Origin of the sequence: Escherichia sp. MOD1-EC5950 (assembly GCF_002965345.1) — a bacterium.
Taxonomy (GTDB): domain Bacteria; phylum Pseudomonadota; class Gammaproteobacteria; order Enterobacterales; family Enterobacteriaceae; genus Escherichia; species Escherichia marmotae.
Window position 1 is genome coordinate 21,429 of the sequence record NZ_PTSR01000012.1, and the last position, 24,273, is coordinate 45,701.

The 24,273-nt window shown below is 51.6% G+C and carries 21 protein-coding genes, 1 tRNA gene and 1 pseudogene; 7 read left to right on the plus strand and 16 right to left on the minus strand.

Going from position 1 to position 24,273, the window contains the following annotated elements; translation table 11 throughout:
* Positions 1–219: 219 nt before the first annotated feature.
* The 5 genes from purK to ppiB form a co-directional block, all read right to left on the minus strand.
* Positions 220–1,287 (minus strand): 5-(carboxyamino)imidazole ribonucleotide synthase, encoded by a 1,068-nt coding sequence (gene purK / locus BEA93_RS13395; protein ID WP_000815515.1) that lies wholly within the window; start codon positions 1,285–1,287, stop codon positions 220–222.
* Positions 1,284–1,793, minus strand: coding sequence for a 5-(carboxyamino)imidazole ribonucleotide mutase (gene purE, locus BEA93_RS13400; protein WP_001295318.1), 510 nt, complete (start codon positions 1,791–1,793; stop codon positions 1,284–1,286). The genes purK and purE overlap by 4 nt, the downstream gene beginning before the upstream one ends.
* A gap of 95 nt (positions 1,794–1,888) precedes the next feature.
* Positions 1,889–2,218, minus strand: coding sequence for a hypothetical protein (locus BEA93_RS13410; protein WP_001515931.1), 330 nt, complete (start codon positions 2,216–2,218; stop codon positions 1,889–1,891).
* Positions 2,219–2,329: 111 nt separating this feature from the next.
* A complete protein-coding gene (gene lpxH, locus BEA93_RS13415; RefSeq protein ID WP_105224675.1) occupies positions 2,330–3,052 on the minus strand; it encodes a UDP-2,3-diacylglucosamine diphosphatase in 723 nt (240 codons plus the stop codon).
* A 2-nt stretch (positions 3,053–3,054) separates the two neighbouring features.
* Positions 3,055–3,549, minus strand: a complete 495-nt coding sequence (gene ppiB, locus BEA93_RS13420; protein ID WP_000256002.1) for a peptidylprolyl isomerase B — start codon at positions 3,547–3,549, stop codon at positions 3,055–3,057.
* Positions 3,550–3,722: 173 nt separating this feature from the next.
* Here ppiB and cysS point away from each other — a divergent pair, with 173 nt between their 5' ends.
* Positions 3,723–5,108: a cysteine--tRNA ligase gene (cysS, locus tag BEA93_RS13425; RefSeq protein ID WP_000912352.1), complete on the plus strand. Its 1,386-nt coding sequence runs from the start codon at positions 3,723–3,725 to the stop codon at positions 5,106–5,108.
* Between the two features lie 41 nt (positions 5,109–5,149).
* Here cysS and BEA93_RS13430 read toward each other — a convergent pair whose 3' ends face one another.
* From BEA93_RS13430 to BEA93_RS26100, 4 genes are all read right to left on the minus strand, one after another.
* Positions 5,150–5,680: a metal-dependent hydrolase gene (locus BEA93_RS13430; protein WP_105224674.1), complete on the minus strand. Its 531-nt coding sequence runs from the start codon at positions 5,678–5,680 to the stop codon at positions 5,150–5,152.
* Between the two features lie 108 nt (positions 5,681–5,788).
* The gene (gene ybcJ / locus BEA93_RS13435; RefSeq protein WP_000190288.1) at positions 5,789–6,001 is read right to left on the minus strand and encodes a ribosome-associated protein YbcJ; all 213 of its coding nucleotides are present in this window, start codon (positions 5,999–6,001) and stop codon (positions 5,789–5,791) included.
* Position 6,002: 1 nt separating this feature from the next.
* Entirely contained in the window at positions 6,003–6,869 is an 867-nt protein-coding gene (folD, locus tag BEA93_RS13440) for a bifunctional methylenetetrahydrofolate dehydrogenase/methenyltetrahydrofolate cyclohydrolase FolD (protein WP_000729173.1), read from the minus strand.
* A gap of 52 nt (positions 6,870–6,921) precedes the next feature.
* Positions 6,922–7,044, minus strand: coding sequence for a hypothetical protein (locus BEA93_RS26100; RefSeq protein ID WP_256734171.1), 123 nt, complete (start codon positions 7,042–7,044; stop codon positions 6,922–6,924).
* A 95-nt stretch (positions 7,045–7,139) separates the two neighbouring features.
* Here BEA93_RS26100 and BEA93_RS13450 point away from each other — a divergent pair.
* Positions 7,140–7,216, plus strand: a tRNA-Arg gene (locus tag BEA93_RS13450).
* 15 nt (positions 7,217–7,231) lie between these two features.
* Here BEA93_RS13450 and BEA93_RS13455 read toward each other — a convergent pair.
* Positions 7,232–7,401 (minus strand): annotated as a pseudogene (locus BEA93_RS13455) (integrase); the annotation flags it as partial.
* A 93-nt stretch (positions 7,402–7,494) separates the two neighbouring features.
* On the opposite strand from BEA93_RS13455, the gene emrE reads away from it, so the two are divergent.
* Positions 7,495–7,827, plus strand: a complete 333-nt coding sequence (gene emrE / locus BEA93_RS13460) for a multidrug efflux SMR transporter EmrE (RefSeq protein WP_001070455.1) — start codon at positions 7,495–7,497, stop codon at positions 7,825–7,827.
* Positions 7,828–8,180: 353 nt separating this feature from the next.
* Here emrE and BEA93_RS13465 read toward each other — a convergent pair whose 3' ends face one another.
* The 6 genes from BEA93_RS13465 to cusR form a co-directional block, all read right to left on the minus strand.
* Positions 8,181–8,858 (minus strand): hypothetical protein, encoded by a 678-nt coding sequence (locus BEA93_RS13465; protein WP_016248441.1) that lies wholly within the window; start codon positions 8,856–8,858, stop codon positions 8,181–8,183.
* A gap of 658 nt (positions 8,859–9,516) precedes the next feature.
* A complete protein-coding gene (locus BEA93_RS13470; protein WP_105224673.1) occupies positions 9,517–10,407 on the minus strand; it encodes a DUF4434 family protein in 891 nt (296 codons plus the stop codon).
* Positions 10,408–13,380 carry a bacteriophage adsorption protein NfrA gene (gene nfrA, locus BEA93_RS13475; RefSeq protein ID WP_001515934.1) on the minus strand — a complete coding sequence of 991 codons (2,973 nt, stop codon included), beginning with the start codon at positions 13,378–13,380 and terminating at the stop codon, positions 10,408–10,410.
* Positions 13,367–15,604, minus strand: a complete 2,238-nt coding sequence (gene nfrB, locus BEA93_RS13480) for a cyclic di-3',5'-guanylate-activated glycosyltransferase NfrB (protein ID WP_000383933.1) — start codon at positions 15,602–15,604, stop codon at positions 13,367–13,369. Before nfrB ends, nfrA begins: the two co-directional genes overlap by 14 nt.
* A 149-nt stretch (positions 15,605–15,753) precedes the next feature.
* Positions 15,754–17,196 (minus strand): Cu(+)/Ag(+) sensor histidine kinase CusS, encoded by a 1,443-nt coding sequence (cusS, locus tag BEA93_RS13485; protein ID WP_038355223.1) that lies wholly within the window; start codon positions 17,194–17,196, stop codon positions 15,754–15,756.
* Positions 17,186–17,869 carry a copper response regulator transcription factor CusR gene (gene cusR / locus BEA93_RS13490; protein WP_105224672.1) on the minus strand — a complete coding sequence of 228 codons (684 nt, stop codon included), beginning with the start codon at positions 17,867–17,869 and terminating at the stop codon, positions 17,186–17,188. The genes cusS and cusR overlap by 11 nt, the downstream gene beginning before the upstream one ends.
* Before the next feature lie 156 nt (positions 17,870–18,025).
* Between cusR and cusC the strand changes: the two genes are divergently transcribed.
* From cusC to cusA, 4 genes are read left to right on the plus strand one after another with little or no spacing between them, the layout of a single operon-like run.
* Positions 18,026–19,408 carry a Cu(+)/Ag(+) efflux RND transporter outer membrane channel CusC gene (cusC, locus tag BEA93_RS13495; RefSeq protein WP_105224671.1) on the plus strand — a complete coding sequence of 461 codons (1,383 nt, stop codon included), beginning with the start codon at positions 18,026–18,028 and terminating at the stop codon, positions 19,406–19,408.
* A gap of 24 nt (positions 19,409–19,432) precedes the next feature.
* A complete protein-coding gene (cusF, locus tag BEA93_RS13500; RefSeq protein ID WP_000753226.1) occupies positions 19,433–19,765 on the plus strand; it encodes a Cu(+)/Ag(+) efflux RND transporter periplasmic metallochaperone CusF in 333 nt (110 codons plus the stop codon).
* A 15-nt stretch (positions 19,766–19,780) separates the two neighbouring features.
* A complete protein-coding gene (gene cusB / locus BEA93_RS13505; protein WP_105224670.1) occupies positions 19,781–21,004 on the plus strand; it encodes a Cu(+)/Ag(+) efflux RND transporter periplasmic adaptor subunit CusB in 1,224 nt (407 codons plus the stop codon).
* An 11-nt stretch (positions 21,005–21,015) separates the two neighbouring features.
* A complete protein-coding gene (gene cusA, locus BEA93_RS13510; protein ID WP_000574009.1) occupies positions 21,016–24,153 on the plus strand; it encodes a Cu(+)/Ag(+) efflux RND transporter permease subunit CusA in 3,138 nt (1,045 codons plus the stop codon).
* Positions 24,154–24,273: the final 120 nt, after the last annotated feature.

Consider the following 24,273-nt stretch of genomic DNA (forward strand, 5'->3'; position numbering starts at 1 on the left):
TAATTGGCGCACGATGCCTGATGCGATGCTGGCGCATCTTATCAGGCCTATAATTGGTGCCGGATCGGTAGGCCGGATAAGGCGTTCCCGCCGCATCCGGCAGTTGGCGCACGATACCTGATGCGATGCCGGCGCATCTTATCAGGCCTACAATTGGTGCCGGATCGGTAGGCCGGATAAGGCGTTCACGCCGCATCCGGCAAGAATATGAGCACCAGGTTAACTGAACTTACTCTGCGCCCAAATCACGCCGCTGGCATACTCCGGCGGCAGCAGTGGGATTAATGCTTCCAGCGTCGCGGTCAGACGCGATGTGTCGCTGTCGGTCAAATTCAGATGCCCCACTTTACGACCTGGGCGTACTTCTTTGTCGTACCAGTGCAGATGCACCAGCGGCAGTTTCAGCCAGTCATAGTTCACATCGCTACCAATCAGGTTGATCATCACCGACGGGCTATTAACCACCGGTTGCGGTAACGGCAGATCGGTAATCGCCCGCAGGTGCAGCTCAAACTGGCTGATGCTGGCACCGTTTTGCGTCCAGTGACCGCTGTTATGCACACGCGGAGCCAGTTCGTTGATCAACAGACCTTGCGGGGTGACAAAACACTCCATCGCCATCACACCGACATAACCCAGTTCCTGCATAATCGCTGACAGCATTTCTTCGGCCTGCGCCTGCTGCGGTGCATTGGCCTGCGGGAAAGCCACGCTGGTGCGTAAAATACCGTCCTGATGCAGGTTGTGCGTCAGCGGATAAAACACTGTGCTGCCATCAAAGCCGCGCGCGCCAACCAGTGACACTTCGCCAGAGAAGTTAATGCCCTGCTCGACAATACATTCGCCGTAGCATTCAGCCGGTAACTGTTCGGTTTCATCGGCGCGTAAACGCCATTGACCGCGACCGTCATAGCCACCAATACGACGCTTAACAATCGCCAGCTCACCTAAACGATCAAACACCGCAGGCCACTCGCTGCGATCGGCAAGTAACTGCCACGGCGCGGTCGGTAGGTGAAGTTTGTCGAAAAGCTGCTTCTGAGTCAGGCGATCGGCAATAATCGGGAATACATCGCGGTTCACAAAGGCCGGATGGCGCGCCAGCTCGCGAGTTAATGCGGTTTCTGGCCAGCGTTCGATCTCAGCGGTAATCACGCTTTGTTGAAAAGGCACCGCCGCCGGTTCAGCGTCCAGCCCGACCGGCCAGACAGCAATGCCTAACGGTTCGCCTGCCTGGCGCAACATACGGCCTAACTGCCCGTTACCGAGGACGCAAACCTGTTTCATGCCGCACCTCGCGGGTCCGGGTTTTCCAGTACTTCGTCGGTCTGGGCTTTGCGCCAGTCATTCAGACGCTGGTGCAGTTCTTTATCATGAGTAGCAAGAATTTGTGCTGCCAGTAACGCCGCGTTTGCCGCGCCCGCTTTACCAATCGCCAGCGTACCCACCGGAATGCCGCGCGGCATTTGCACGATGGAGTAGAGGCTATCGACACCGCTCAGTGCGGCGCTCTGTACTGGTACGCCCAGCACCGGCACCAGCGTTTTTGCGGCAATCATGCCTGGCAGGTGCGCTGCGCCGCCAGCGCCCGCAATAATCACCTGATAACCGTTCTCTTCGGCGCTTTCAGCGAAGCTGAACAGTTTATCAGGGGTGCGGTGAGCAGATACCACTTCTACGTGGTGCGGGACATTCAGGATTTCGAAGATTTCGGCGGCGAACTGCATGGTAGCCCAGTCGCTTTTGGACCCCATCACGATGGCGACACGCGCCGGATTATTGCGGGAAGACATGCGTCTTAAAACTCCTGTGGTGCACAACTCTCGGCTTTAGAGGGCACAGAGAATAGCACGGAAAGAGAGCAAGGAAAACGGTTGCGTAGGCGGGATTAACCGTCATTTGTTGAGTTTTTAATCTGATCTGCGTGTTGATTATGCGCTCTGGATGAACTGGCAAAGAATGCCCATATCAGCACAATGCTCCACGGAAAAAAGCAAATACCGACAATCAATACAAATCTTTCGACAAAACGTTGGTTATGGGGGCGGGTGAGTACTAAGTAAATGAGCCAGAAATAGACTATCCACGAAATGACCGCCGCAGCTACCAGTGACAATACGCCAAAATAGAAGCCGACAAGGCCAAACCAGCTAATACACAGAGGCGCTCCTGCCGTAAGGGCGATGCCAGAAATCAAAAATCCGTTGCAGCGTCGCATAATAATATTCCCTGTTGTTATTTCACTCAGGGACTTATTACCTTGCTGACTCAGAAAAAGATATACAGGTTGCGGTAGTCTGGCGCTTTTTCAGAATCTGTTCATTCGCGGTCAGAAAGGAAAGTGGATTAGCTCAACGTCATCTGCCGTGACTTTCACCATCGAACCTTCGGTATGCCAGGCTCCCAGCACGACGCGGAAAGCAGGTTGCGCATTGGCGATGAGTTCATGCACCGCCAGGCGATGCGTATGCCCGTGGATCAGCCATTGCACCTGATGCTTTTCCATCGCACTGACCACCGCGTTTTGGTTAACGTCCATGATCGCCAGCGATTTACTGCTGTTGGCTTCTTTACTGTTTGCGCGCATTCGCGCAGCAATATGTTTACGTAAAAACAGCGGCAGGGCGAGGAATAGCGTTTGCAACCAGGGCTTGTGGACTTTGGCGCGAAAAGCCTGATAACCGACGTCATCGGTGCACAGCGTGTCGCCATGCATAATCAGCACCCGACGACCATAAAGTTCGAGCACTTTTTCTTCTGGCAATAACGTCATGCCGCTTTCACGGGCAAAGCGTTTGCCGAGCAGAAAATCACGGTTGCCATGAATGAAATAACAGGGAACGCCGGAGTCGGATACCGCTTTGATCGCCGCCGCCATCTGGCGATGAAACGGGCTGGGATCATCGTCGCCAATCCATGCTTCAAACAGATCGCCAAGAATATACAGCGCGTCGGCCTTGCGGGCTTCTCCCGCTAAAAAACGCAGAAAACCGGCGGTGATCGCCGGTTCTTCCACGCAGAGATGAAGATCTGCAATAAAGAGTGTCGCCACGATTACTCGCTAACGGTCACGCTTTCAATGATAACGTCTTCTTTTGGCACGTCCTGGTGCATACCGCTACGACCGGTTGCGACACCTTTGATTTTGTCGACTACGTCCATGCCTTCAACCACTTCGGCAAATACGCAGTAACCCCAACCTTGCAGGCTCTCGCCGGAGAAGTTCAGGAAGTCGTTATCAACCACGTTGATGAAGAACTGGGCAGTTGCAGAGTGCGGAGCCTGAGTACGAGCCATTGCCAGCGTACCACGGGTGTTTTTCAGACCGTTGTTGGCTTCGTTTTTGATTGGCTCTTTGGTGGCTTTTTGCTTCATGCCCGGTTCAAAACCGCCGCCCTGAATCATAAAGCCGTTGATAACACGGTGGAAAATGGTGTTGTTGTAAAAACCTTCGCGGCAGTAGTCCAGGAAGTTTTTAACTGTTTCAGGTGCTTTATCGTCAAAAGTTTTGATGACAATATCGCCGTGATTGGTGTGGAAAGTAACCATTTTTGCATCCTGTTCCGTTTGATTGGTGCTTCAACCCGGTTCGGGTCATATATAGGGTGGTGTTATAGCATAACCGCACGATCGGATCATCTCGCAATGTATGCTGATTCGCGCGGGAAATATGGGTATTATACGCAACTCAATTACCCACACATGTCTAAACGGAATCTTCGATGCTAAAAATCTTCAATACTCTGACACGCCAAAAAGAGGAATTTAAGCCTATTCACGCCGGGGAAGTCGGCATGTACGTGTGTGGAATCACCGTTTACGATCTCTGTCATATTGGTCATGGGCGTACTTTTGTCGCCTTTGACGTGGTTGCGCGTTACCTGCGTTTCCTCGGCTATAAGCTGAAGTATGTGCGCAACATTACCGATATCGACGACAAAATCATCAAACGCGCCAATGAAAACGGCGAAAGCTTTGTGGCACTGGTGGATCGCATGATCGCTGAAATGCACAAAGATTTCGATGCTTTGAATATCCTGCGCCCGGACATGGAGCCGCGTGCAACGCACCATATCGCAGAAATTATTGAACTCACTGAACAACTGATTGCTAAAGGTCACGCCTATGTGGCGGACAACGGCGACGTGATGTTCGACGTACCGACCGATCCAACTTACGGCGTGCTCTCGCGTCAGGATCTCGACCAGTTGCAGGCAGGCGCGCGCGTTGACGTGGTCGATGACAAACGCAACCCGATGGACTTCGTGCTGTGGAAGATGTCGAAAGAGGGCGAACCGAGCTGGCCTTCTCCGTGGGGCGCGGGTCGTCCTGGCTGGCACATTGAATGTTCGGCAATGAACTGCAAACAGTTGGGTAATCACTTTGATATCCACGGCGGCGGTTCTGACCTGATGTTCCCGCACCACGAGAACGAAATTGCCCAGTCCACCTGTGCGCACGATGGTCAATACGTCAACTACTGGATGCACTCCGGCATGGTGATGGTTGACCGCGAGAAGATGTCTAAATCGCTGGGTAACTTCTTCACCGTGCGCGATGTGCTGAAATACTACGATGCCGAAACCGTGCGTTACTTCCTGATGTCGGGTCACTATCGCAGCCAGTTGAACTACAGTGAAGAGAACCTGAAACAGGCGCGTGCGGCGCTGGAACGTCTCTACACTGCGCTGCGTGGCACAGACAAAACCGTTGCTCCTGCGGGTGGCGAAGCGTTTGAAGCGCGCTTTATCGAGGCGATGAATGACGACTTCAACACGCCGGAAGCCTATTCCGTGTTGTTTGATATGGCGCGTGAAGTGAACCGTCTGAAAGCAGAAGATATGGCAGCGGCGAACGCAATGGCGTCTCACCTGCGTAAACTCTCTGCCGTGCTGGGTCTGCTGGAGCAAGAACCGGAGGCGTTCCTGCAAAGCGGCGCACAGGCAGACGACAGCGAAGTGGCTGAGATTGAAGCGTTAATTCAACAGCGTCTGGATGCTCGTAAAGCCAAAGACTGGGCGGCAGCGGATGCGGCGCGTGATCGTCTTAACGAGATGGGGATCGTGCTGGAAGATGGCCCGCAAGGAACCACCTGGCGTCGTAAGTAACACCCTCACTCTTATCCTCTCCCGTAAGGGAGAGGATACGCTCAGCGCAATTTACGCCTGCCCCACCACAATATTCCCATCACTATTATTCCCGGTAACCATACCCACATTAGCTCTGAAATAATCACCTGATGCCCATATGGCGTGGTGTAACGCGATAACGCAAACGGCGCGACTTTAATCACCTGCCAGGGGGCGAAAAATCGTTCCTCTGACCACGGCCACAACCAGCCAACACCTTTGCCGCCAGTGGTTACCGAATCCAGCAAGCTGTGTGATAGCAGCGATACGGTTAAAAATAGCCAGCAGCGAATCAGCCCCGTCCTGAACCATCGATGCCCAATAAGCACGCATAACAGCGGGACAACAAACGCAAATACCAGCGAATGAGTAAAACCGCGATGGCCAAAAACATTGCCGTAGGCAACGCCAAATTTAAACGACAATACGTCGGCGTCTGGCAGCATCGCCAGGATGATTCCGGCAAATAACAGACGCGGCGGGATGATTTTCGACCCCAACCCTAAACCAATACAAAGGGGGACGGCGGCGTGGGTAATAACGGTTGGCATGATGATTGCTTCGGCAAAATGTTGATGCTAACAGCATGAATGAAAGCAACGAAGAGGGCAAAGGTCTGAAAAGAGAATCGGCCTGCATACAGGCAGGCCGGAATGGGGTCAGGCAACAACCTGTACGCTGTGACCTGCAAAACTCACTGTCTGACCGGCGACGATTTTGCAACGTTTGCGCGTTTCAACTGCGCCGTCGACTTTCACCTGGCCTTCAGCAATCGCGATTTTCGCCTGCGCGCCGCTTTCGCTCCAGCCTTCCAGTTTCAGCAAGTCGCACAGCTCAACGTGCGGATGTTTACCTAAAGAAAATGTCGCCATGTTACTCACCCTGTGGATCATGATATTCAACGCACGCCTGTAGCGTGTTTTCAATCAGCGTGGCAACCGTCATTGGGCCAACGCCGCCAGGAACAGGCGTAATGTATGAGGCGCGCTTAGCCGCTTCTTCAAACACGACGTCGCCCACAACTTTGCCATTTTCCAGACGGTTGATACCGACATCAATCACAATTGCGCCTTCTTTGATCCAGTCACCGGGAATAAAGCCTGGCTTGCCGACGGCGACGATCAACAAATCGGCGTTTTCCACATGATGACGCAGATTTTTGGTGAAGCGGTGAGTCACGGTGGTGGTGCAACCTGCCAGTAGCAGTTCCATGCTCATCGGGCGACCGACGATATTCGATGCACCAATCACCACAGCATTAAGGCCAAAGGTATCAATGTTGTAACGCTCAAGCAGCGTGACGATACCGCGCGGGGTGCAAGGACGCAGGCGCGGCGCACGCTGGCACAGACGACCAACGTTATAAGGATGGAAACCGTCTACGTCTTTGTCCGGGTGAATACGTTCCAGTACTTTGACGTAGTCAATTCCCGCCGGAAGCGGCAACTGCACCAGAATACCATCGATGGTATTGTCGGCATTCAGCGCATCGATAAGCTCAAGCAGTTCTGCTTCGCTGGTGGTTTCAGGAAGGTCATAGGAGCGGGAGACGAACCCGACTTCTTCGCAAGCTTTGCGTTTGCTTGCGACATAAATTTGCGATGCAGGGTTGCTGCCGACCAGCACAACGGCCAGTCCTGGCGCCCGCAGTCCGGCCGCAACGCGTGCCTGAACTTTTTGAGCAACTTCAGAGCGCACCTGCTGCGCAATCGTTTTACCGTCAATAATCTTTGCTGCCATCAGAGAGAGGATTCCATCTGTTACGTAGGTCGAAGGGGATGCGTCTATTTTGTCAGAAGCGTAGCGCGCTGTCAGTTTTCGTTTTCTGAAAAGTAAAACCTTCTGTACCAGGCAGATTAACGCCGATAATGATAACCGCCGTTGGTTTGCCGTCGTAGTGAGATAAATCAGACACGACCGTACACTTGTTCAGCAACCAGTTCAAAAGCCATTGACTCAGCAAGGGTTGACCGTATAATTCACGCGATTACAGCACATCGTGGTATCAATGCGCCCTTAGCTCAGTTGGATAGAGCAACGACCTTCTAAGTCGTGGGCCGCAGGTTCGAATCCTGCAGGGCGCGCCATTACAATTCAACCAGTTACACCTTCTTTACCACCTTCATAATTTCAGAGTGGACGTATTTGGGACATCATTACCAAAAATATCGTCTATTTTCCTCGCGTGCTCTGTCAAATGATTAGACGTAAGGTGAGCATATCTACGCACCATTTCTATGGATCCCCATCCGCCCATTCCCTGAAGCACTGATGAAGAGCATCAATGAATGCACCAGGGGGAAGCAGTGAGTTAAGTTCAAACTGTAGAACAATTCTCTCCGGTATTAACAGGAATGAATATGCTATGAACCCTTATATTTATCTTGGTGGTGCAATACTTGCAGAGGTTATTGGTACAACCTTAATGAAGTTTTCAGAGGGTTTTACACGGTTATGGCCCTCTGTTGGTACAATTATTTGTTACTGTACATCATTCTGGTTATTAGCTCAGACGCTGGCTTATATTCCTACAGGGATTGCTTATGCTATCTGGTCAGGCGTCGGTATCGTCCTGATTAGCTTACTGTCCTGGGGATTTTTCGGCCAACGGCTGGATCTTCCAGCCATTATAGGCATGATGTTGATTTGTGCCGGAGTGTTGGTAATTAACTTATTGTCACGAAGCGCACCACATTAAAAAGAGTTTCGTTCGAGTTTAATGAAATACGTCAGCTCGTATGTTTATACGGGCTGCTTTTTTATACTGCAGGTAAATGTTTTTTGGCAAGTGGAGCAGGGGATTGCCATATTTGTGTTTTGAATAGCAATAACAAAGTTGTAGGCAAGAAATACTGTCGGCATTTTGTGATTAAATGGTTTATAGCAATATAACAAGAAACTCTTAAGTCTGTTTGTTTTTTAAACTTCATCCACATCGTGGATAAATATGAGAACCACCCGCTGAACGGGTGGTTTTACGTAAGTTAAATTTTATAATTTCAGTGAATGTTTACGCTACAATAATACAAATGATAGTGGACAAAAACACAATCAGGCGATGGATTCACCGTAGGATGCAACTGCCTGAGCGGTGAAACCCACGCTCAATTCCTGTCTGACCCCATCATTTTTAAGCCAATAATAAATATTATCTTCTTTATTAAAAGCGTAAATTCTACAAATGCCCGCACATTCACTATTTGTTTTCCATCCACTATTAGCTACATCGCCCCATTCCTGGTAAAGTCCTGCGTTAACTTCTCGCTTAATAATATGCCCTGAATCATGATCATTATAATCGTAACTATCGATATCCTGCGCTTCGGGAAATTCTCCGTTCATTTTTTTAACCCACGGTAAAATATCTTTAACTGAATCATAGGCTTCAATGCTGTATTTGAAAAAACGCTTCACAGTAAAAATATAAATACCGGCAGATTTGTTCGTTGATTTATCAGTAGCGAAAATGGCAAAAATATTCCCGATGCACTTTTCGTCAACGTCAGGAAAAGTTACTGTGCCATCCTGACTGATCGCCAGAACATTATTGTCTGCATCAGTGCTACAGCTCCATTTTACCTTGCCATTATTAACCGGGTCATTATCAATGACCATCTTAAAGGTGGCACCTGGAAACAAGCAGTTAGGGAAATGGTAACCATTCGTCATATCATTTTTAATATCATAGATATGGTTGTCAACTAAAACGCCTGTAATTTTACTCATCATTGACTCTCTTTGTTTATTAAATAAAAGGTTTTATTCCTGTGTAAAGGAATATGCTGATATTAATGCGCTTGATGAATAATTGTTCTTATTTAAAAGTTATATAGCGGTATAAATATGATTATATAATCCCTCTGAGTAGTGGTTACGTCGCTTATTTGTGTTATGTACGGGAATATCTGGAAAGTGCCAAATCGTCGCAAGCGTAATCCTGAGCCGAAGCATTGCAAGATCTGATGGCAACTATCATGTGGTGACAAATGGTAAAGCGGGTAATGATGTTTATTGTGAATATAATGGTGTAACCGCTGATAAGAATACTTGACTGGAGGGCAGATAATTAAAAGATAACGTATGAAAGAATGAGCTTTGAAGTTTCATGACAAACAGCAGTTTAAAACCTTCCGGTTATCTATTGACCGGTAGGAGAATGAAGACCTCCAGAACAAACAGTTAGTCGATGAAATTAGTTTCACCTATATTCTTCCTTTAACGCCTCCTCTTTCGCAAATTACACTATCACTTTTTGATCGCGGTTTGGTTAAATAATTGAAAAACGTCAGACGCATAAAATGCGTTGAAAACTGAGAATTAATACAGACAGAATTCTGATCAGGCAAGTGAAAAGGAAGGGAGCAAGCAAAGTTGCTCCCTTAAACAATTAATACTCGAGGATGCCACGCGCGACGGGCAAATAGCGCAGAGAGAAATAGAGTGCGTCTTTGCCACAGGCGGAACGTTTTGCTAGTAGCGAGGCGATCTCCGCATTCGGTTTTGGTTTAGCTGCAAACGTTTTACCTTTGCCCGCGACAAACAACTCATAAACAATGCCGCTGGCGGGTGAGGCAGTTTGGCAATCTGCGCTGGCTTGCAGATAACGGTCACGCTGTTCGGCGGTGAGTTTATCAACGCCGCCGCCATCCTGTACCCAGACATTAACGCCTGTCGCTCTAACTTGTTCCAGCAGTTGCCGATAGCCATCGGGCGACATATTGCCAGCGAAAAAGCTACTGATATAAACCGGTTTTGCTGAAACATTGCTAATCAGTCGCTGCGTATTGTTTAACCATTTTAGTAAAGGTTGTCGGGCGGCTTCACTGCGCCAGTTCAGATCGTCAATTTCCGCACTGATGTACCAGCCATCCGGCGTTACGCCAGGCGCGGCACGCCATAATCTGGCTTGCTGGAGATCGGCGGCCAGCAGGCGATTAAGGTAGCTTTCCAGCGCTGCAGATGACTGCTTCTGATGCAGAAAAAATTCCGGATCGGCGTTCAGACCAACAATCAGCTTCAGACCAGCCTGTTGCGCTGCTGCGGCACGCTTAAACAATAACGCGCGCTGTTCTGGCTGGGTGAATGCATCGCCATAACGAGTCCATTGCAGAATCAGGGTGTCGAAGCCCTGGAGACGCAACTGACTCATCAGTCCCTGCCACTGGGCGTCGGTGACCTGACTGTCACGGTTTTGCGGTTGCCAGATAATACCTTTCATTGCAAAGGAAAAAGGGCTGACCAGGAGCAGTGTCAGCAATACGAAAATGAACTTACGCATTTACCAGTGCACTCCAATGGTGAGAAACGCGTTGTTGCGCTCCCCGCTACGTTGATTAATCACCTTAAAGGTATGCTGATATTCGACGCCGAGACTGACTTTGTGCGGCCAGGCATCGTAATGCGTCTCGCCGGTCCAGATATTCCAGCGCACGCCGACGCCACCAAGCTGTGCGCCCTGAGTGCCTTTATCACGATAGCCGTTATCCTGTATGTGAGCGTAAGGTTCGATTGTCTGCCCGTTCGCGACTTTCTGATGCCAGCTCACACGGTAATCAGCCGTCCACGCCTGAATATCCTGGCGGACATATTGCGCCGCATCGAGATACAGGTTTTGGGCAAACCAGCCTGAACCGTTCGGGTGCCACTCATCGCTGTATTTGCCGCCGTTAAAGAACGAGGCGCTGGCACGCAGCATGGTGTCGGAGGTGCCATTTTGCCCATTCAGCGGGAACTGCTGTTCAACGGCAAGGAAAAAGATCTGATCGCGCAGCGGCTTCCAGCGCAGGCCGGTGCCGGACATCGGATTTTTCACCGGCATCACCACACCGTTTTCTCCGGTATCGGCAAACACACGGCTGTAAACCGAAAGCAGGTCGCCTTCCAGCAGTATATTGCGCCCGATACGGTATTCGGCTTCCAGTTGTCCGTAGCTACGATAGCTTTTACCTGGCGCAGCGCCACCGACGTTATTGCTAGCTGAACTCATCGCGCCGGAACGCAAGCCGATGGAGGAATCGAAACTGAACGTCCAGCGGCGACCTACGTCCTCATGCAGACGACGGAAATTGAAGCGTTGCTGATTTTGTTCCGGTGTCAGCGGTGTAATCAGCGCCTGGTTATCAATGTCATCAATCACCAGCCGGGCGTAGTGTTGCGTCGCAGGCATATCATCCAGACGCTGATTCACGTAAGCCAGTTGTCTGATGAGTGCCGGATCGTCCGGTAGCCCTTTATGCGCCTGTTCCAGCATCTCCCGCGACTGCGCGATATCGCCGCTATCCCACAAGGCGTAACCGAGCGCCGCCTGGGTATTGCTGTTATTCGGTTCCAGTTCCAGAGCGGCGCGCAAATCGCTCACTGCCGCTGAGACATTATGACGTTGCCGATAAATCGTCGCCCGCGCAACGTAAGCGTTAGCTGAAGGCGCAATGTTAATTGAGCGAGTGAGATCGTTCAGTGCAAGTTCTGGCTGAGCAGGAATATAACGTTGTGCATGTAGCCACCAATACTGAGCATTGTTGCCCAGCCCGCGTTGTTCTGCCTGCTGAAGCCAGCGATCGCGAGCTGTGCCATTTCCAGCCGCCTGGGCGGTATTGGCGGCAGCGAGCAGATCTTCATTGCTCATGTCGTGAAGACTGATTTTCTGCCAGGCCGCCAGTGCGGTGGCGTAGTCTTCAACCTGATACGCCTGATAGGCCACCGCGCGATGTTGCCACGCGTTCGGTTGCCGTTTTTCTGCCTGAAGCCATGCATACAACGCTACACCAGGTAGCGTCTCCCGATAACACTTCGCCAGACGGTTCCAGGCGGCTGCATCGTAAGTCGGTGACATATCGCCCAGTAAACGGACGATTGCCGGGCAATTGTCAGCAATACCCGGCAACTGGCTTTGCCACTGGCGTTGCGCCGCCAGCGGCAACGGTTTCGATAAAATCGCCACTTTCGCTGGCGTTGCCAGGTAAGGATGACTTTCCAACAGAGACGCCAGCCGCGTCATTAACGTATGGCTGGCGCTTGCATCGCCCTGGAAAGGGTAGCGTTGCAGTAACAAATCGGCAGCTTCACGTGACTGTCCGTTCTGCATCAGTTGCCAGGTCAGTTGATCCAGGCGCGTAAGATTTGCTGGTTCTCGCTGATACAGCAACCGCGCCAGACGTAGTGCTTCAACTCTGTTGTGGGTTGCCACACTGACGGCATAACGCTCTTCAAGCATTTCATTGGCGGGGAGGGTGGCGAGCAGTTTTTGCGCCGCGTCGTACTGACCCTCTTTTAACAGCTCCGGAAGCGTTGCGCCAATAACGTACTGGCGGTTATCGGCAAACTGTACCGTGTAATTCGCCAACGCTTGCACCGGAGTGTCACTGTATTTTGATAACAGATAGAGCCAGCTTTTCTCTTGTAAGTCAGTAGTGAACAGAGGTTTGTTTTCAGCGAGATAACGCTGGAGGCGTGCTTTTTCGCCACGATAAGCCAGTGCGGTCGCGTAAGTAATATACGACTGTGGATCGGTGAAGATCCCCACTGATTGCAGCGCCAGGATCCGATCATCCAGATGCCCGGCAAGAAGCACGTCAAACCACTGACGGCGCTCTGCTGCGCTTAATGTATTCTGCTGGCGTGCTTCATTGTATAGCGTATCCGCCTGGGACCATTGTTTCAGGTAGATTGCGCGTTGCAGCAGATCGGTTCGTAACGTTTTTCCTTCCGGCGATGCGGCAAACGTCGCATCGTTCAGTTGCGCTTTGGCAACAGATAACTGTGCCAGCCGCAGCGCATTCTGCCCAACTTCACTGCGGCAACGCAGAGTCGGCGCAGCATCGCACGCTTTTTGCTGTGCCAACAGTTCCTCGACGGTATTCACTGTTTTGACTTCCACAGGAATTGCCGCAAGGCTACGTTGAAGCCGGGCATCGCCGGGAGTTCGTTTAAGCTGATCCTCAAGCAACAGCCGCGCGCGGTCATCATGACCAAAATGGCGATAGGCTTCTGCCAGATATAAAGTCAGCGGAATATTATCCGGCACCTGCTGATGAATATATTCAAATTCACGGATGGCGGTTGCTTCGTCGTTATTTTTCTGTGCTTTCAGCGCCTTATCGAGGCGGGGATAAATAACAAAATGGCGATAGTCGCTAAGCCCCAGCTCTTTGGCGCTGGTGCCAATATTGTCTGCGAGTGCGCCAGTACTCAATAAAGACGTCAGCAGTAAACCAGACCATCCGATGATGCGATTAAGGTTATTTTCCTTCATTTTCGGACTCCAGTTGCGCAACCTGTTCTGTGGTTAAACCTGCTTTGAGTAATAGAGATTGCATCGAAACTTGTAATTCGCGTTGAATTGTCAGTACGCGATCCAGCGTTTCCTGGCTGATGACACCTTCAGTAACCAAAAATTTGCCGAGCGGCAGAGAGCTGCGTTCATGACGCAGTAGCAGCACATTAATCGCTGAACGATTAATATGGCCGAGTGTGGTCAGTATTTCGGCAAACAGGAACTGATGCGGCACATATTGCTGCCAAATATCGCTGGCCTGTTGTTCCGTGAGCCACTGATGCTGAACCGCATTGTACAACATTGCCCGCGGATCGTGACCGCGGCGGCGTGCATACCAGTGGCGTAATCCGGTGACAATTTGCCCGCGCAGAACAATGACGTAGCGCACTTTACGTCCAACCTTGCGCGTCAGTGCCGCCAGTGACACCGGATCAATGCCGTCTTCACTACCGACAATTAACTCATCATTTTCCAGACGCAGCGGCAGCACCGCATAATGCAGTGCTACGGAAGCCGGCATTTCGGCAATCAGCGAGGAAGGGATCTGCCAGGCATCGATCGATTCCCACGCCACGCCGTTTTGCTCAGCCAGCGCCTGCGCCAGTTGTTCGGCGCTGATCAACCCCTGCATCAGCATCGAACCGCCGAGACGCAGACCTTCGACACGATTACGCAGTGCTGTATCGAGTTGTTCTTCGGTGATGACCTGATTTTCCAACAAAATTTGACCTAACGGGCGCAACGAACGGGTATCGCCAGTCACGCTGGGGAAATCGTGCGTCGTTTTATCCCACGCTACGCGACGCGGATCGCCATGTTGAAGCACCTGTTTCAACGCGCGCCAGTTAGCCATAAAGTTAATCAGGTTGCCCCAGAATAGCCGCAGGACGGATAGCAGGCCCTGCGTCAGGCCGTAGTAACCGGTGACAAAAATCACCCGCTGCACAATACGGTTAACCATCAAGCCAAAGTTTAGCCATAGCAGGGTCATTAACCATGCGCTGCCGCTGAAAATAGAAAGAAAATGCCAGGCATCAGGCCATAAACTTTCATACGCCAGTAACAGCAAAAGTTGGATCATCACCAGCATCGCGAGGAAACTAACAAAGTTGCTGATTGCCCCTTTGCGGTCACGCCAGAGAAAGTAGTTGAGTGTCAGGCTGGAAGTCCATTTATGGGTTTTAAATCCCTGGAAAACAATGCCGATGATCCAGCGAGACTTTTGCCGTACTGCGGTGGAAAAGGTATCGGGGAAATATTCGCGCACGCAGATCATGTTTGACGTCCGCGCGTGCTGTAAAAATTTACGCTGCTCGCGTTCTTTAGCTTCGTCCACCACCGGAAAACGGACAAAAATCTCCGTCATTCCTTTCTCTTTCAGGCGGAAACCAATGTCGTAATCTTCGGTGAGACTTTGCACGTCAAAAGCAATGCCGTCACCGTCAGCCAACAGCGCGGTCACGGCGCGGCGGCTGAAACAGGTGCCAACACCTGCGCTGGGCACCTGTCCGGCGAGGGCTTCACGCACCGGAACATCTTTGCCATGCAGTTCGGAAAACTCATCGATATAGGTCATGCTGGTGAAGTGCGTCCATTCGCGTTCGAACGGATACACCGGGATCTGAATCAGATCCTTACGCTCGACAAGGTAGTTGAACAGACGCAGTTCCATTGGCGAAATCACATCTTCGGCGTCATGCAGAATAAAACCCGCAAAGGCGAAATTGGCGCTTCGCTCAAACTGGGTGATGGCGTCCAGCACATTGTTCAGACAATCTGCTTTGCTGGTGGGGCCAGGACGTGCGCAGACCACCTTATGCACGTTCGGGAAGCGAGCACACACTTCGTCAACATCACGCTGAGTATCGGGGTCGTTCGGGTAAGTGCCGACAAAGATATGATAGTTTTCATAGTCGAGCGTGGTTGCCGCCAGCTCGGCCATATTGCCGATGACGCCAGTTTCATTCCACGCCGGAACCATAATCGCTAACGGTTTTTCATCTGGTTTGTACAGTTCGCGGTAACTCATTCGTGGGTAGCGCCGATAAACACTCAACTTGCGCTTAATGCGACGAACCCAGTAGACGACATCAATGAAAAAATCGTCCAGTCCGCTGATGAACATTATGACCGCTAACGTTATCGCGATTACTTTTAAGCCATAAAGCCAGGTAGCAAAAACATCAAGAAGCCAGTCCACGCCAAAACCTTACATTAACGCTGCTTATGTTTAGGGTGGCGTATATTAAGGTTTTTTATGAATTGTGACAGCTTTTTACCATTAATAGGTATGACTATTGCGGCACGTTATTTTTACACTGGTGATAAAAGTTGCTGTTTGCTGAATGATTAAGCGGGTAATGAGATCACAAACCTTGTCCCACGCGCATCTGACGTTACCGCAACCGTGCCTTTATGCGCGACAACAATCGATTTCACAATCGCCAGGCCAATGCCGCTACCTTCACCTTTTCGTTGGCGGGAGGGGTCAACGCGGTAGAAGCGGTCGAACAATCGCGGTAAGTGTTCGGGCGGAATGGGCGTACCGGGGTTTTCGACGGTAACCTGTACCTGGCGATCGGTAGCCTGGCAACGCACTACAATTGCCTCTCCGGGCGGCGTATAACGCAGGGCGTTAGAAAGCAGGTTGCTTAACGCCCGACGCAACATCAACGGATCGCCCGCGACCTGACACTTGTCGCCAACAAATCGCAGTTCCACGCCGCGATCTTCCGCTAACGCCTCGAAAAAATCGAAAACTTTGCTGACTTCATCTGCCAGGTTGAGCATTTTCTTTTCCGGGATTAGCTGGTTGTTATCGGCCTGGGCGAGAAACAGCATATCGCTGACCATTTTCGCCATTCGCGTCAACTCTTCCAGATTAGAGTAGAGCACATCTTCCAGTTCCTTCTGGCTGCGCGACTGACTCAGGGCAATTTCCGTTTGCGTCACCAGATTCGTAATTGGCGTGCGAATTTCGTGGGCGATATCTGCCGAGAAGTTGGACTGGCGGGTAAAGACATCTTCAATACGTTCAATCATATGATTAAACGACAGCACCAGTTGCTCCAGCTCAATCGGCACGGTCTGCGGGTCCAGGCGAACGTCGAGATCTTTCGAAGTGATATTCTGGATCTGGCGGCTGACGCTGCGGATCGGCGCGTGACCTTTATGTACCGCCAGCAGCACGATAAAGACGATCAGGATGCTGATGATCGATGCAGTCATTACAAGTTTATTCATCAAATCATTTATGTAATGAAGATGAAAATCGATCGACAGCGCAATGTAGAGCGTATAAGCCGGTTTGCCGTCCACCAGCGGGCCAACCGACAAGTTAATCATCCGCCAGTTGCTGTGTTCCCTATGCCCGTGACCGTGGCCCGGCATCATAATCGTCGGGCCGGAGAGGAGATACACCTCACCACCACGTGCGTCTTTATCGGGTATGGCATCGCGTGCAAACTCGCGGATATCCGGCGCGCCTGGGGAGTGATATACCGTTTTACCGTGGCTATCTGCCAGGGAAATCAAGACGTTGGAATAACCACTGACGATATCTTCCAGCGTCATTAAGCGTCGGGCTTGTGTCTCGTCAGGGTGATTAAGTACCCGTTCAAGGGTGGTGCTAATCTCTTTTAAATCATTAATATCCTGCTCAGCAAAATGGACTTTTACCGAGTGGATCATGATCCATGCAAAGGCGAAAAATGCCGCGATGGTGGCAAGGCTGATAAAAAAGGTCAGGCGGGTTGCCAGCGAAAACGGGCGCTGAAATGGCTTATTGGCCATCCGGCACCTCAAGCATGTAACCCACGCCACGCACGGTTTGAATCAGCTTTGGCTCAAAATCATTGTCGATTTTGCCGCGCAGTCGCTTCACCGCCACATCAATGGCGTTGGTGTCGCTGTCAAAATTCATGTCCCATACCTGTGAAGCGATAAGCGAGCGGGGCAGTACTTCGCCCTGATGACGGAGGAAAAACTCCAGCAGGGTAAATTCTTTACTGGTCAAAGTGATACGCGTGCCGCTACGGGTGACTTTGCGGCTGACAAGATCGACCATCAGGTCGGCAACCTGAAACTGGCTTTCGATAATCACCGCCGCTCCGCGCCGCAGTAAGGTGCGCACCCGCGCCAGCAGTTCAGCAAAAGCGAATGGCTTCACCAGATAATCATCCGCTCCCAGCTCCAGCCCCTTGACGCGATGTTCAATCGTACCCAGCGCGCTGAGCAGCAGAATCGGCATCCCTTTGTTGGCAGAACGCAACATGCGCACGATATCCCAGCCGTTCACGTCTGGCAGCATAATATCGAGGATTATCAGGTCGTAATCTCCAGTCATCGCCAGATGGTAGCCGTTAAGTCCGTTATCGGCCAAATCGACCACAAAACCGGCTTCGGTTAACCCTTTGTTCAGATATTCGCCGGTTTTCTTTTCATCTTCGACAATCAACAGTTTCATGTTTCCTCCGCATACTGCCCGGCCAATTCTAGAGGAGCGCGATCAGATGGCAATCGCTTATTGGCAAAATGACAATTTTGTCATTTTCCTGTCACCGGAAAATCAGAGCCTGGCGGGTAAAGTTGGCGGCATAAAATCACCAGAAATTATGCGCCTATGTCTCATTGTAAACTCCTGACACTTAGTGTGGCCCTCGCGCTAAGTGGTTGCTCACTGGCACCGGATTATCAGCGCCCGGCAATGCCCGTGCCGCAGCAGTTTTCGTTAAGTCAGAACAGCCTGATCAACCCGGTCGATAATTACCAGAGTGCGGGCTGGCGCACCTTTTTTGTTGATAATCAGGTGAAGACGCTGATTAGCGAGGCGCTGGCGAATAACCGGGATTTGCGTATGGCGGCGCTAAAAGTGCAGGAGGCGCGGGCGCAATATCGACTGACCGATGCCGATCGCTACCCGCAACTCAACGGCGAGGGTAGCGGCAACTGGAGCGGTAATCTTAAAGGCAATACCGCCACGACACGGGAGTTCTCGACTGGCCTTAACACCAGTTTTGACCTCGATTTTTTCGGTCGCTTAAAGAACATGAGCGAAGCCGAGCGACAAAATTATTTAGCTACTGAGGAAGCCCGGCGCGCGGTGCATATTCTGCTGGTTTCGAATGTCGCGCAAAGCTATTACAACCAGCAACTGGCTTATGCGCAATTGCAAATAGCCGAAGAAACGCTGCGTAATTATCAACAGTCATATGCGTTTGTCGAAAAACAACTGTTAACCGGTAGCAGCAATGTTCTGGCGCTGGAACAGGCTCGCGGGGTGATTGAAAGTACCCGTAGCGATATTGCTAAACGTCAGGGGGAACTGGCGCAGGCGAATAATGCGTTGCAACTGTTATTGGGACGCTACGGCAAGCTGCCGCAAGCGCAGGCAGCAAACAGCGACAGCTTGCAAAGCGTTAAATTACCGGCGGGTTTGTCATCGCAAATCTTATTGCAACGCCCGGATATTATGGAAGCCGAACATGCATTAATGGCGGCCAATGCCAATATTGGTGCTGCACGCGCGGCATTTTTTCCGTCTATAAGCCTGACCAGCGGAATATCAACCGCCAGCAGCGATCTGTCGTCATTATTTAACGCCAGCAGCGGGATGTGGAATTTTATCCCCAAAATTGAGAGCCCCATTTTTAATGCCGGACGTAATCAGGCCAATCTGGATATCGCTGAAATTCGCCAGCAGCAGTCGGTGGTGAATTATGAACAGAAAATCCAGAACGCCTTTAAAGAAGTGGCCGATGCGCTGGCGTTACGCCAAAGCCTGAATGATCAAATCAGCGCTCAGCAGCGTTATCTGGCGTCGTTGCAAATTACCCTGCAACGGGCGCGGACGTTATATCAGCACGGCGCGGTAAGTTATCTGGAAGTGCTGGATGCCGAACGTTCTTTATTTGCTACCCGACAAACCTTACTCGACCTGAATTATGCCCGTCAGGTTAACGAAGTTTCCTTATATACCGCTCTGGGTGGCGGTTGGCAGCAATAATTTTTTAACACCAGGAGATATAAAATGAAAAAGACACTGCAAGTCGCAATGTTCAGTCTGTTTACTGTTATTGGCTTTAATGCGCAGGCTAACGAACATCATCATGAAACGATGAGCGAAGCACAACCGCAGGTAATTAGCGCCACCGGTGTGGTAAAAGGTGTTGATCTGGAAAGCAAAAAAATCACTATCCATCACGATCCGATTGCTGCCGTGAACTGGCCGGAGATGACCATGCGTTTTACCATCACCCCGCAGACGAAAATGAGCGAAATTAAAACCGGCGACAAAGTGGCGTTTAATTTTGTCCAGCAGGGCAACCTTTCTTTATTACAGGATATTAAAGTCAGCCAGTAACCCAGGTTTAATGAAATGAAAAAAATCGCGCTTATTATCGGCAGCATGATCGCGGGCGGTATTATTTCCGCGGCAGGTTTTACCTGGTTTGCCCAGGCGGAACAGCCAGCAGAAAAAACACCAACCGCAGAACGTAAAATTTTATTCTGGTATGACCCGATGTATCCCAATACGCGGTTCGATAAACCGGGTAAATCGCCGTTTATGGATATGGATCTGGTGCCGAAATATGCCGATGAAGAGAATTCTGCGTCTGGTGTGCGTATTGACCCGACCCAGACGCAGAATCTGGGGGTGAAAACGGCCACCGTCACGCGCGGGTCGTTGACGTTTGCCCAGAGTTTCCCGGCAAACGTCAGTTACAACGAGTATCAGTTTGCTATTGTGCAGGCCCGCGCCGCCGGGTTTATCGACAAGGTTTATCCGCTTACCGTGGGCGATAAAGTGAAAAAGGGCGCGCCGCTTCTCGAGCTGACTATTCCCGACTGGGTGGAAGCGCAGAGTGAGTATTTACTGCTACGTGAAACCGGCGGTACGGCGACCCAGATCGAAGGCATTCTTGAGCGGCTGCGACTGGCGGGAATGCCGGAGGCCGATATTCGCCGCTTGATCGCCACGCAAAAAATCCAGACTCGCTTTACGCTCAAAGCGCCCATTGATGGCGTGATCACCGCGTTTGATCTGCGCGCGGGAATGAATATCGCCAAAGATAACGTGGTAGCGAAAATTCAGGGTATGAACCCGGTGTGGGTCACTGCCGCGATCCCGGAGTCCATCGCCTGGCTGGTGAAAGATGCCTCGCAGTTTACGCTCACCGTTCCGGCGCGACCCGATAAAACGCTCACCATTCGCAAATGGACGCTGCTACCCGGCGTGGATGCCGCGACCCGCACGCTGCAACTGCGTCTGGAAGTCGACAACGCCGAAGAGGCGCTAAAACCGGGAATGAACGCCTGGTTGCAACTCAATACCGCCAGCGAACCGATGCTGCTGATTCCTTCACAGGCGCTGATCGACACCGGCAGCGAACAGCGGGTGATTACCGTTGATGCCGACGGGCGTTTTGTTCCGAAACGCGTTTCCGTTTTCCAGGCATCACAAGGTATCACCGCGCTACGCTCTGGTCTGGCGGAAGGTGAAAAGGTGGTTTCCAGCGGGCTGTTTCTGATTGATTCCGAAGCCAATATTTCTGGTGCGCTGGAGCGGATGCGCTCTGAAAGCGCTACCCATGCGCATTGAGGGAATAACCAATGATTGAATGGATTATTCGTCGCTCGGTGGCGAACCGTTTTCTGGTGCTGATGGGCGCATTGTTTCTGAGTATCTGGGGCACCTGGACCATTATTAACACGCCAGTGGATGCACTGCCGGATCTCTCCGATGTGCAGGTGATTATTAAAACCAGTTACCCCGGTCAGGCACCACAAATCGTTGAAAATCAGGTCACTTATCCGCTAACCACTACCATGCTGTCGGTGCCGGGCGCGAAGACAGTGCGCGGTTTCTCGCAGTTTGGCGACTCTTATGTGTATGTCATTTTCGAAGATGGCACCGATCCGTACTGGGCGCGCTCGCGGGTGCTGGAGTACCTCAACCAGGTGCAGGGTAAGCTGCCTGCGGGTGTCAGTGCCGAGTTGGGGCCAGATGCCACGGGCGTTGGCTGGATTTATGAATACGCGCTGGTGGATCGCAGCGGGAAGCACGATCTGGCTGATTTACGCTCATTGCAGGACTGGTTTCTTAAATATGAGCTAAAAACCATCCCCAATGTTGCGGAAGTGGCATCGGTGGGCGGTGTGGTAAAAGAGTATCAGGTAGTTATCGATCCTCAGCGCCTGGCGCAATATGGCATCAGTCTCGCAGAAGTGAAAAGTGCGCTGGATGCCTCAAACCAGGAAGCAGGCGGTTCGTCGATTGAACTGGCGGAAGCAGAGTATATGGTACGTGCCAGTGGCTATCTGCAAACGCTCGACGACTTTAATCACATCGTTTTAAAAGCCAGTGAAAATGGTGTTCCCGTTTATCTGCGTGATGTAGCGAAGGTTCAGGTTGGGCCGGAAATGCGCCGGGGTATTGCGGAGCTGAACGGCGAAGGCGAAGTGGCGGGTGGGGTCGTTATCCTGCGCTCCGGCAAAAACGCCCGTGAAGTTATTGCCGCCGTGAAGGACAAACTGGAAGCGCTGAAAAGCAGCCTGCCGGAAGGCGTGGAGATAGTTACAACATACGATCGCAGCCAGCTTATTGACCGCGCTATCGACAATCTCAGCGGCAAGCTGCTGGAAGAGTTTATTGTGGTGGCGGTAGTCTGTGCGCTGTTCCTCTGGCATGTGCGCTCGGCGCTGGTGGCGATTATTTCGTTGCCGCTGGGGTTGTGTATTGCTTTTATTGTCATGCACTTTCAGGGGCTGAACGCCAATATTATGTCGCTGGGCGGTATTGCGATTGCCGTCGGGGCGATGGTCGATGCCGCTATCGTCATGATCGAGAATGCCCATAAACGGTTGGAAGAGTGGCAGCATCAGCATCCTGACGCCCCGCTGGATAATAAAACACGCTGGCAGGTGATCACCGATGCTTCTGTTGAAGTAGGGCCAGCGCTGTTTATCAGCTTGCTGATTATTACGTTGTCGTTTATCCCGATCTTCACCCTTGAAGGACAGGAAGGGCGTTTGTTTGGTCCACTGGCGTTCACTAAAACCTATGCGATGGCGGGGGCAGCGCTGCTGGCGATCGTGGTGATCCCGATCCTGATGGGTTACTGGATCCGTGGCAAAATTCCGCCAGAAAGTAGTAATCCGCTCAACCGCTTTTTGATTCGGATTTACCATCCGCTGTTGCTGAAAGTATTGCACTGGCCAAAAACCACGCTGCTGGTGGCGGCGCTTTCGGTGCTGACGGTAATCTGGCCGCTCAATAAAGTTGGCGGCGAATTTTTACCGCAGATCAATGAAGGGGACTTGCTGTATATGCCTTCGACGCTACCGGGGATTTCCGCGGCGGAAGCGGCGAGTATGCTGCAAAAAACTGACAAGCTGATCATGAGCGTGCCGGAAGTGGCGCGGGTATTTGGCAAGACCGGGAAAGCGGAAACGGCAACTGATTCTGCTCCGCTGGAGATGGTAGAAACGACCATTCAACTTAAGCCGCAGGATCAGTGGCGGCCAGGTATGACGATGGACAAAATCATCGAAGAGCTGGATAACACAGTGCGGCTGCCGGGGCTGGCAAATCTGTGGGTGCCGCCAATCCGTAACCGTATCGATATGCTCTCGACCGGCATTAAAAGTCCCATCGGGATTAAGGTTTCCGGCAACGTGCTGGCGGATATCGACGCGATGGCGGAACAAATCGAAGAAGTGGCGCGAACGGTGCCTGGCGTGGCTTCTGCGCTTGCCGAACGCCTGGAAGGTGGGCGCTATATCAACGTTGAGATTAACCGCGAAAAAGCCGCGCGTTACGGTATGACGGTGGCGGATGTGCAGTTGTTTGTGACATCCGCAGTGGGCGGAGCGATGGTTGGCGAAACGGTGGAAGGGATTGCTCGTTACCCGATTAATCTGCGTTATCCACAAAGCTGGCGCGACAGCCCGCAGGCGCTGCGACAGCTACCGATTCTGACGCCGATGAAACAGCAAATCACCCTTGCTGACGTTGCTGACGTCAAAGTCTCTGGCGGACCGTCAATGCTGAAAACCGAGAATGCGCGACCGACGAGCTGGATTTATATCGACGCTCGCGACCGTGACATGGTGTCGGTGGTTCACGATCTGCAAAAAGCGATTGCCGAGAAAGTGCAGTTGAAACCGGGCACTAGTGTGGCGTTCTCCGGGCAGTTCGAGTTACTGGAGCGCGCGAACCATAAGCTGAAACTCATGGTGCCGATGACGTTGATGATCATTTTCGTGCTGTTATATCTGGCGTTCCGTCGCGTAGGCGAAGCGTTGTTGATTATCAGCAGTGTACCGTTTGCGCTGGTGGGCGGTATCTGGTTCCTGTGGTGGATGGGCTTTCATCTTTCCGTGGCAACGGGCACCGGTTTTATCGCTCTCGCCGGAGTCGCTGCCGAGTTTGGTGTGGTGATGTTGATGTATTTACGTCACGCCATAGAGGCAGAGCCGTCGCTGGATAATCCGCAAACCTTTAGTGAACAGAAGCTGGATGAGGCGTTGTATCACGGCGCGGTACTGCGCGTGCGCCCGAAAGCGATGACGGTGGCGGTGATTATCGCTGGTCTGCTGCCGATTCTGTGGGGAACAGGGGCGGGTTCCGAAGTGATGAGTCGCATCGCTGCGCCGATGATTGGCGGTATGATCACCGCACCGTTGCTGTCGCTGTTTATTATCCCGGCGGCGTATAAGTTGATGTGGCTGCACCGCCATCGGGTTTAGGCAAATTGCCTGATGCGCTATGCCTTATCAGGCCTACAGCGTGAATTATAATTTATTGAATTTGCACGTTTCTGTAGGCCAAATAAGGCGTTAACACCTTATTTGGCAATAACAGAGTAC

Coding starts and splice junctions, on each gene's coding strand:
- purK (WP_000815515.1), bottom strand. CDS start 1,287: ATGAAACAGGTTTGCGTCCTCGGTAACGGGCAGTTAGGCCGTATGTTG.
- purE (WP_001295318.1), bottom strand. CDS start 1,793: ATGTCTTCCCGCAATAATCCGGCGCGTGTCGCCATCGTGATGGGGTCC.
- BEA93_RS13410 (WP_001515931.1), bottom strand. CDS start 2,218: ATGCGACGCTGCAACGGATTTTTGATTTCTGGCATCGCCCTTACGGCA.
- ppiB (WP_000256002.1), bottom strand. CDS start 3,549: ATGGTTACTTTCCACACCAATCACGGCGATATTGTCATCAAAACTTTT.
- cysS (WP_000912352.1), top strand. CDS start 3,723: ATGCTAAAAATCTTCAATACTCTGACACGCCAAAAAGAGGAATTTAAG.
- BEA93_RS13430 (WP_105224674.1), bottom strand. CDS start 5,680: ATGCCAACCGTTATTACCCACGCCGCCGTCCCCCTTTGTATTGGTTTA.
- ybcJ (WP_000190288.1), bottom strand. CDS start 6,001: ATGGCGACATTTTCTTTAGGTAAACATCCGCACGTTGAGCTGTGCGAC.
- folD (WP_000729173.1), bottom strand. CDS start 6,869: ATGGCAGCAAAGATTATTGACGGTAAAACGATTGCGCAGCAGGTGCGC.
- emrE (WP_001070455.1), top strand. CDS start 7,495: ATGAACCCTTATATTTATCTTGGTGGTGCAATACTTGCAGAGGTTATT.
- BEA93_RS13465 (WP_016248441.1), bottom strand. CDS start 8,858: ATGATGAGTAAAATTACAGGCGTTTTAGTTGACAACCATATCTATGAT.
- BEA93_RS13470 (WP_105224673.1), bottom strand. CDS start 10,407: ATGCGTAAGTTCATTTTCGTATTGCTGACACTGCTCCTGGTCAGCCCT.
- nfrA (WP_001515934.1), bottom strand. CDS start 13,380: ATGAAGGAAAATAACCTTAATCGCATCATCGGATGGTCTGGTTTACTG.
- cusS (WP_038355223.1), bottom strand. CDS start 17,196: ATGGCCAATAAGCCATTTCAGCGCCCGTTTTCGCTGGCAACCCGCCTG.
- cusR (WP_105224672.1), bottom strand. CDS start 17,869: ATGAAACTGTTGATTGTCGAAGATGAAAAGAAAACCGGCGAATATCTG.
- cusC (WP_105224671.1), top strand. CDS start 18,026: ATGTCTCATTGTAAACTCCTGACACTTAGTGTGGCCCTCGCGCTAAGT.
- cusF (WP_000753226.1), top strand. CDS start 19,433: ATGAAAAAGACACTGCAAGTCGCAATGTTCAGTCTGTTTACTGTTATT.
- cusB (WP_105224670.1), top strand. CDS start 19,781: ATGAAAAAAATCGCGCTTATTATCGGCAGCATGATCGCGGGCGGTATT.
- cusA (WP_000574009.1), top strand. CDS start 21,016: ATGATTGAATGGATTATTCGTCGCTCGGTGGCGAACCGTTTTCTGGTG.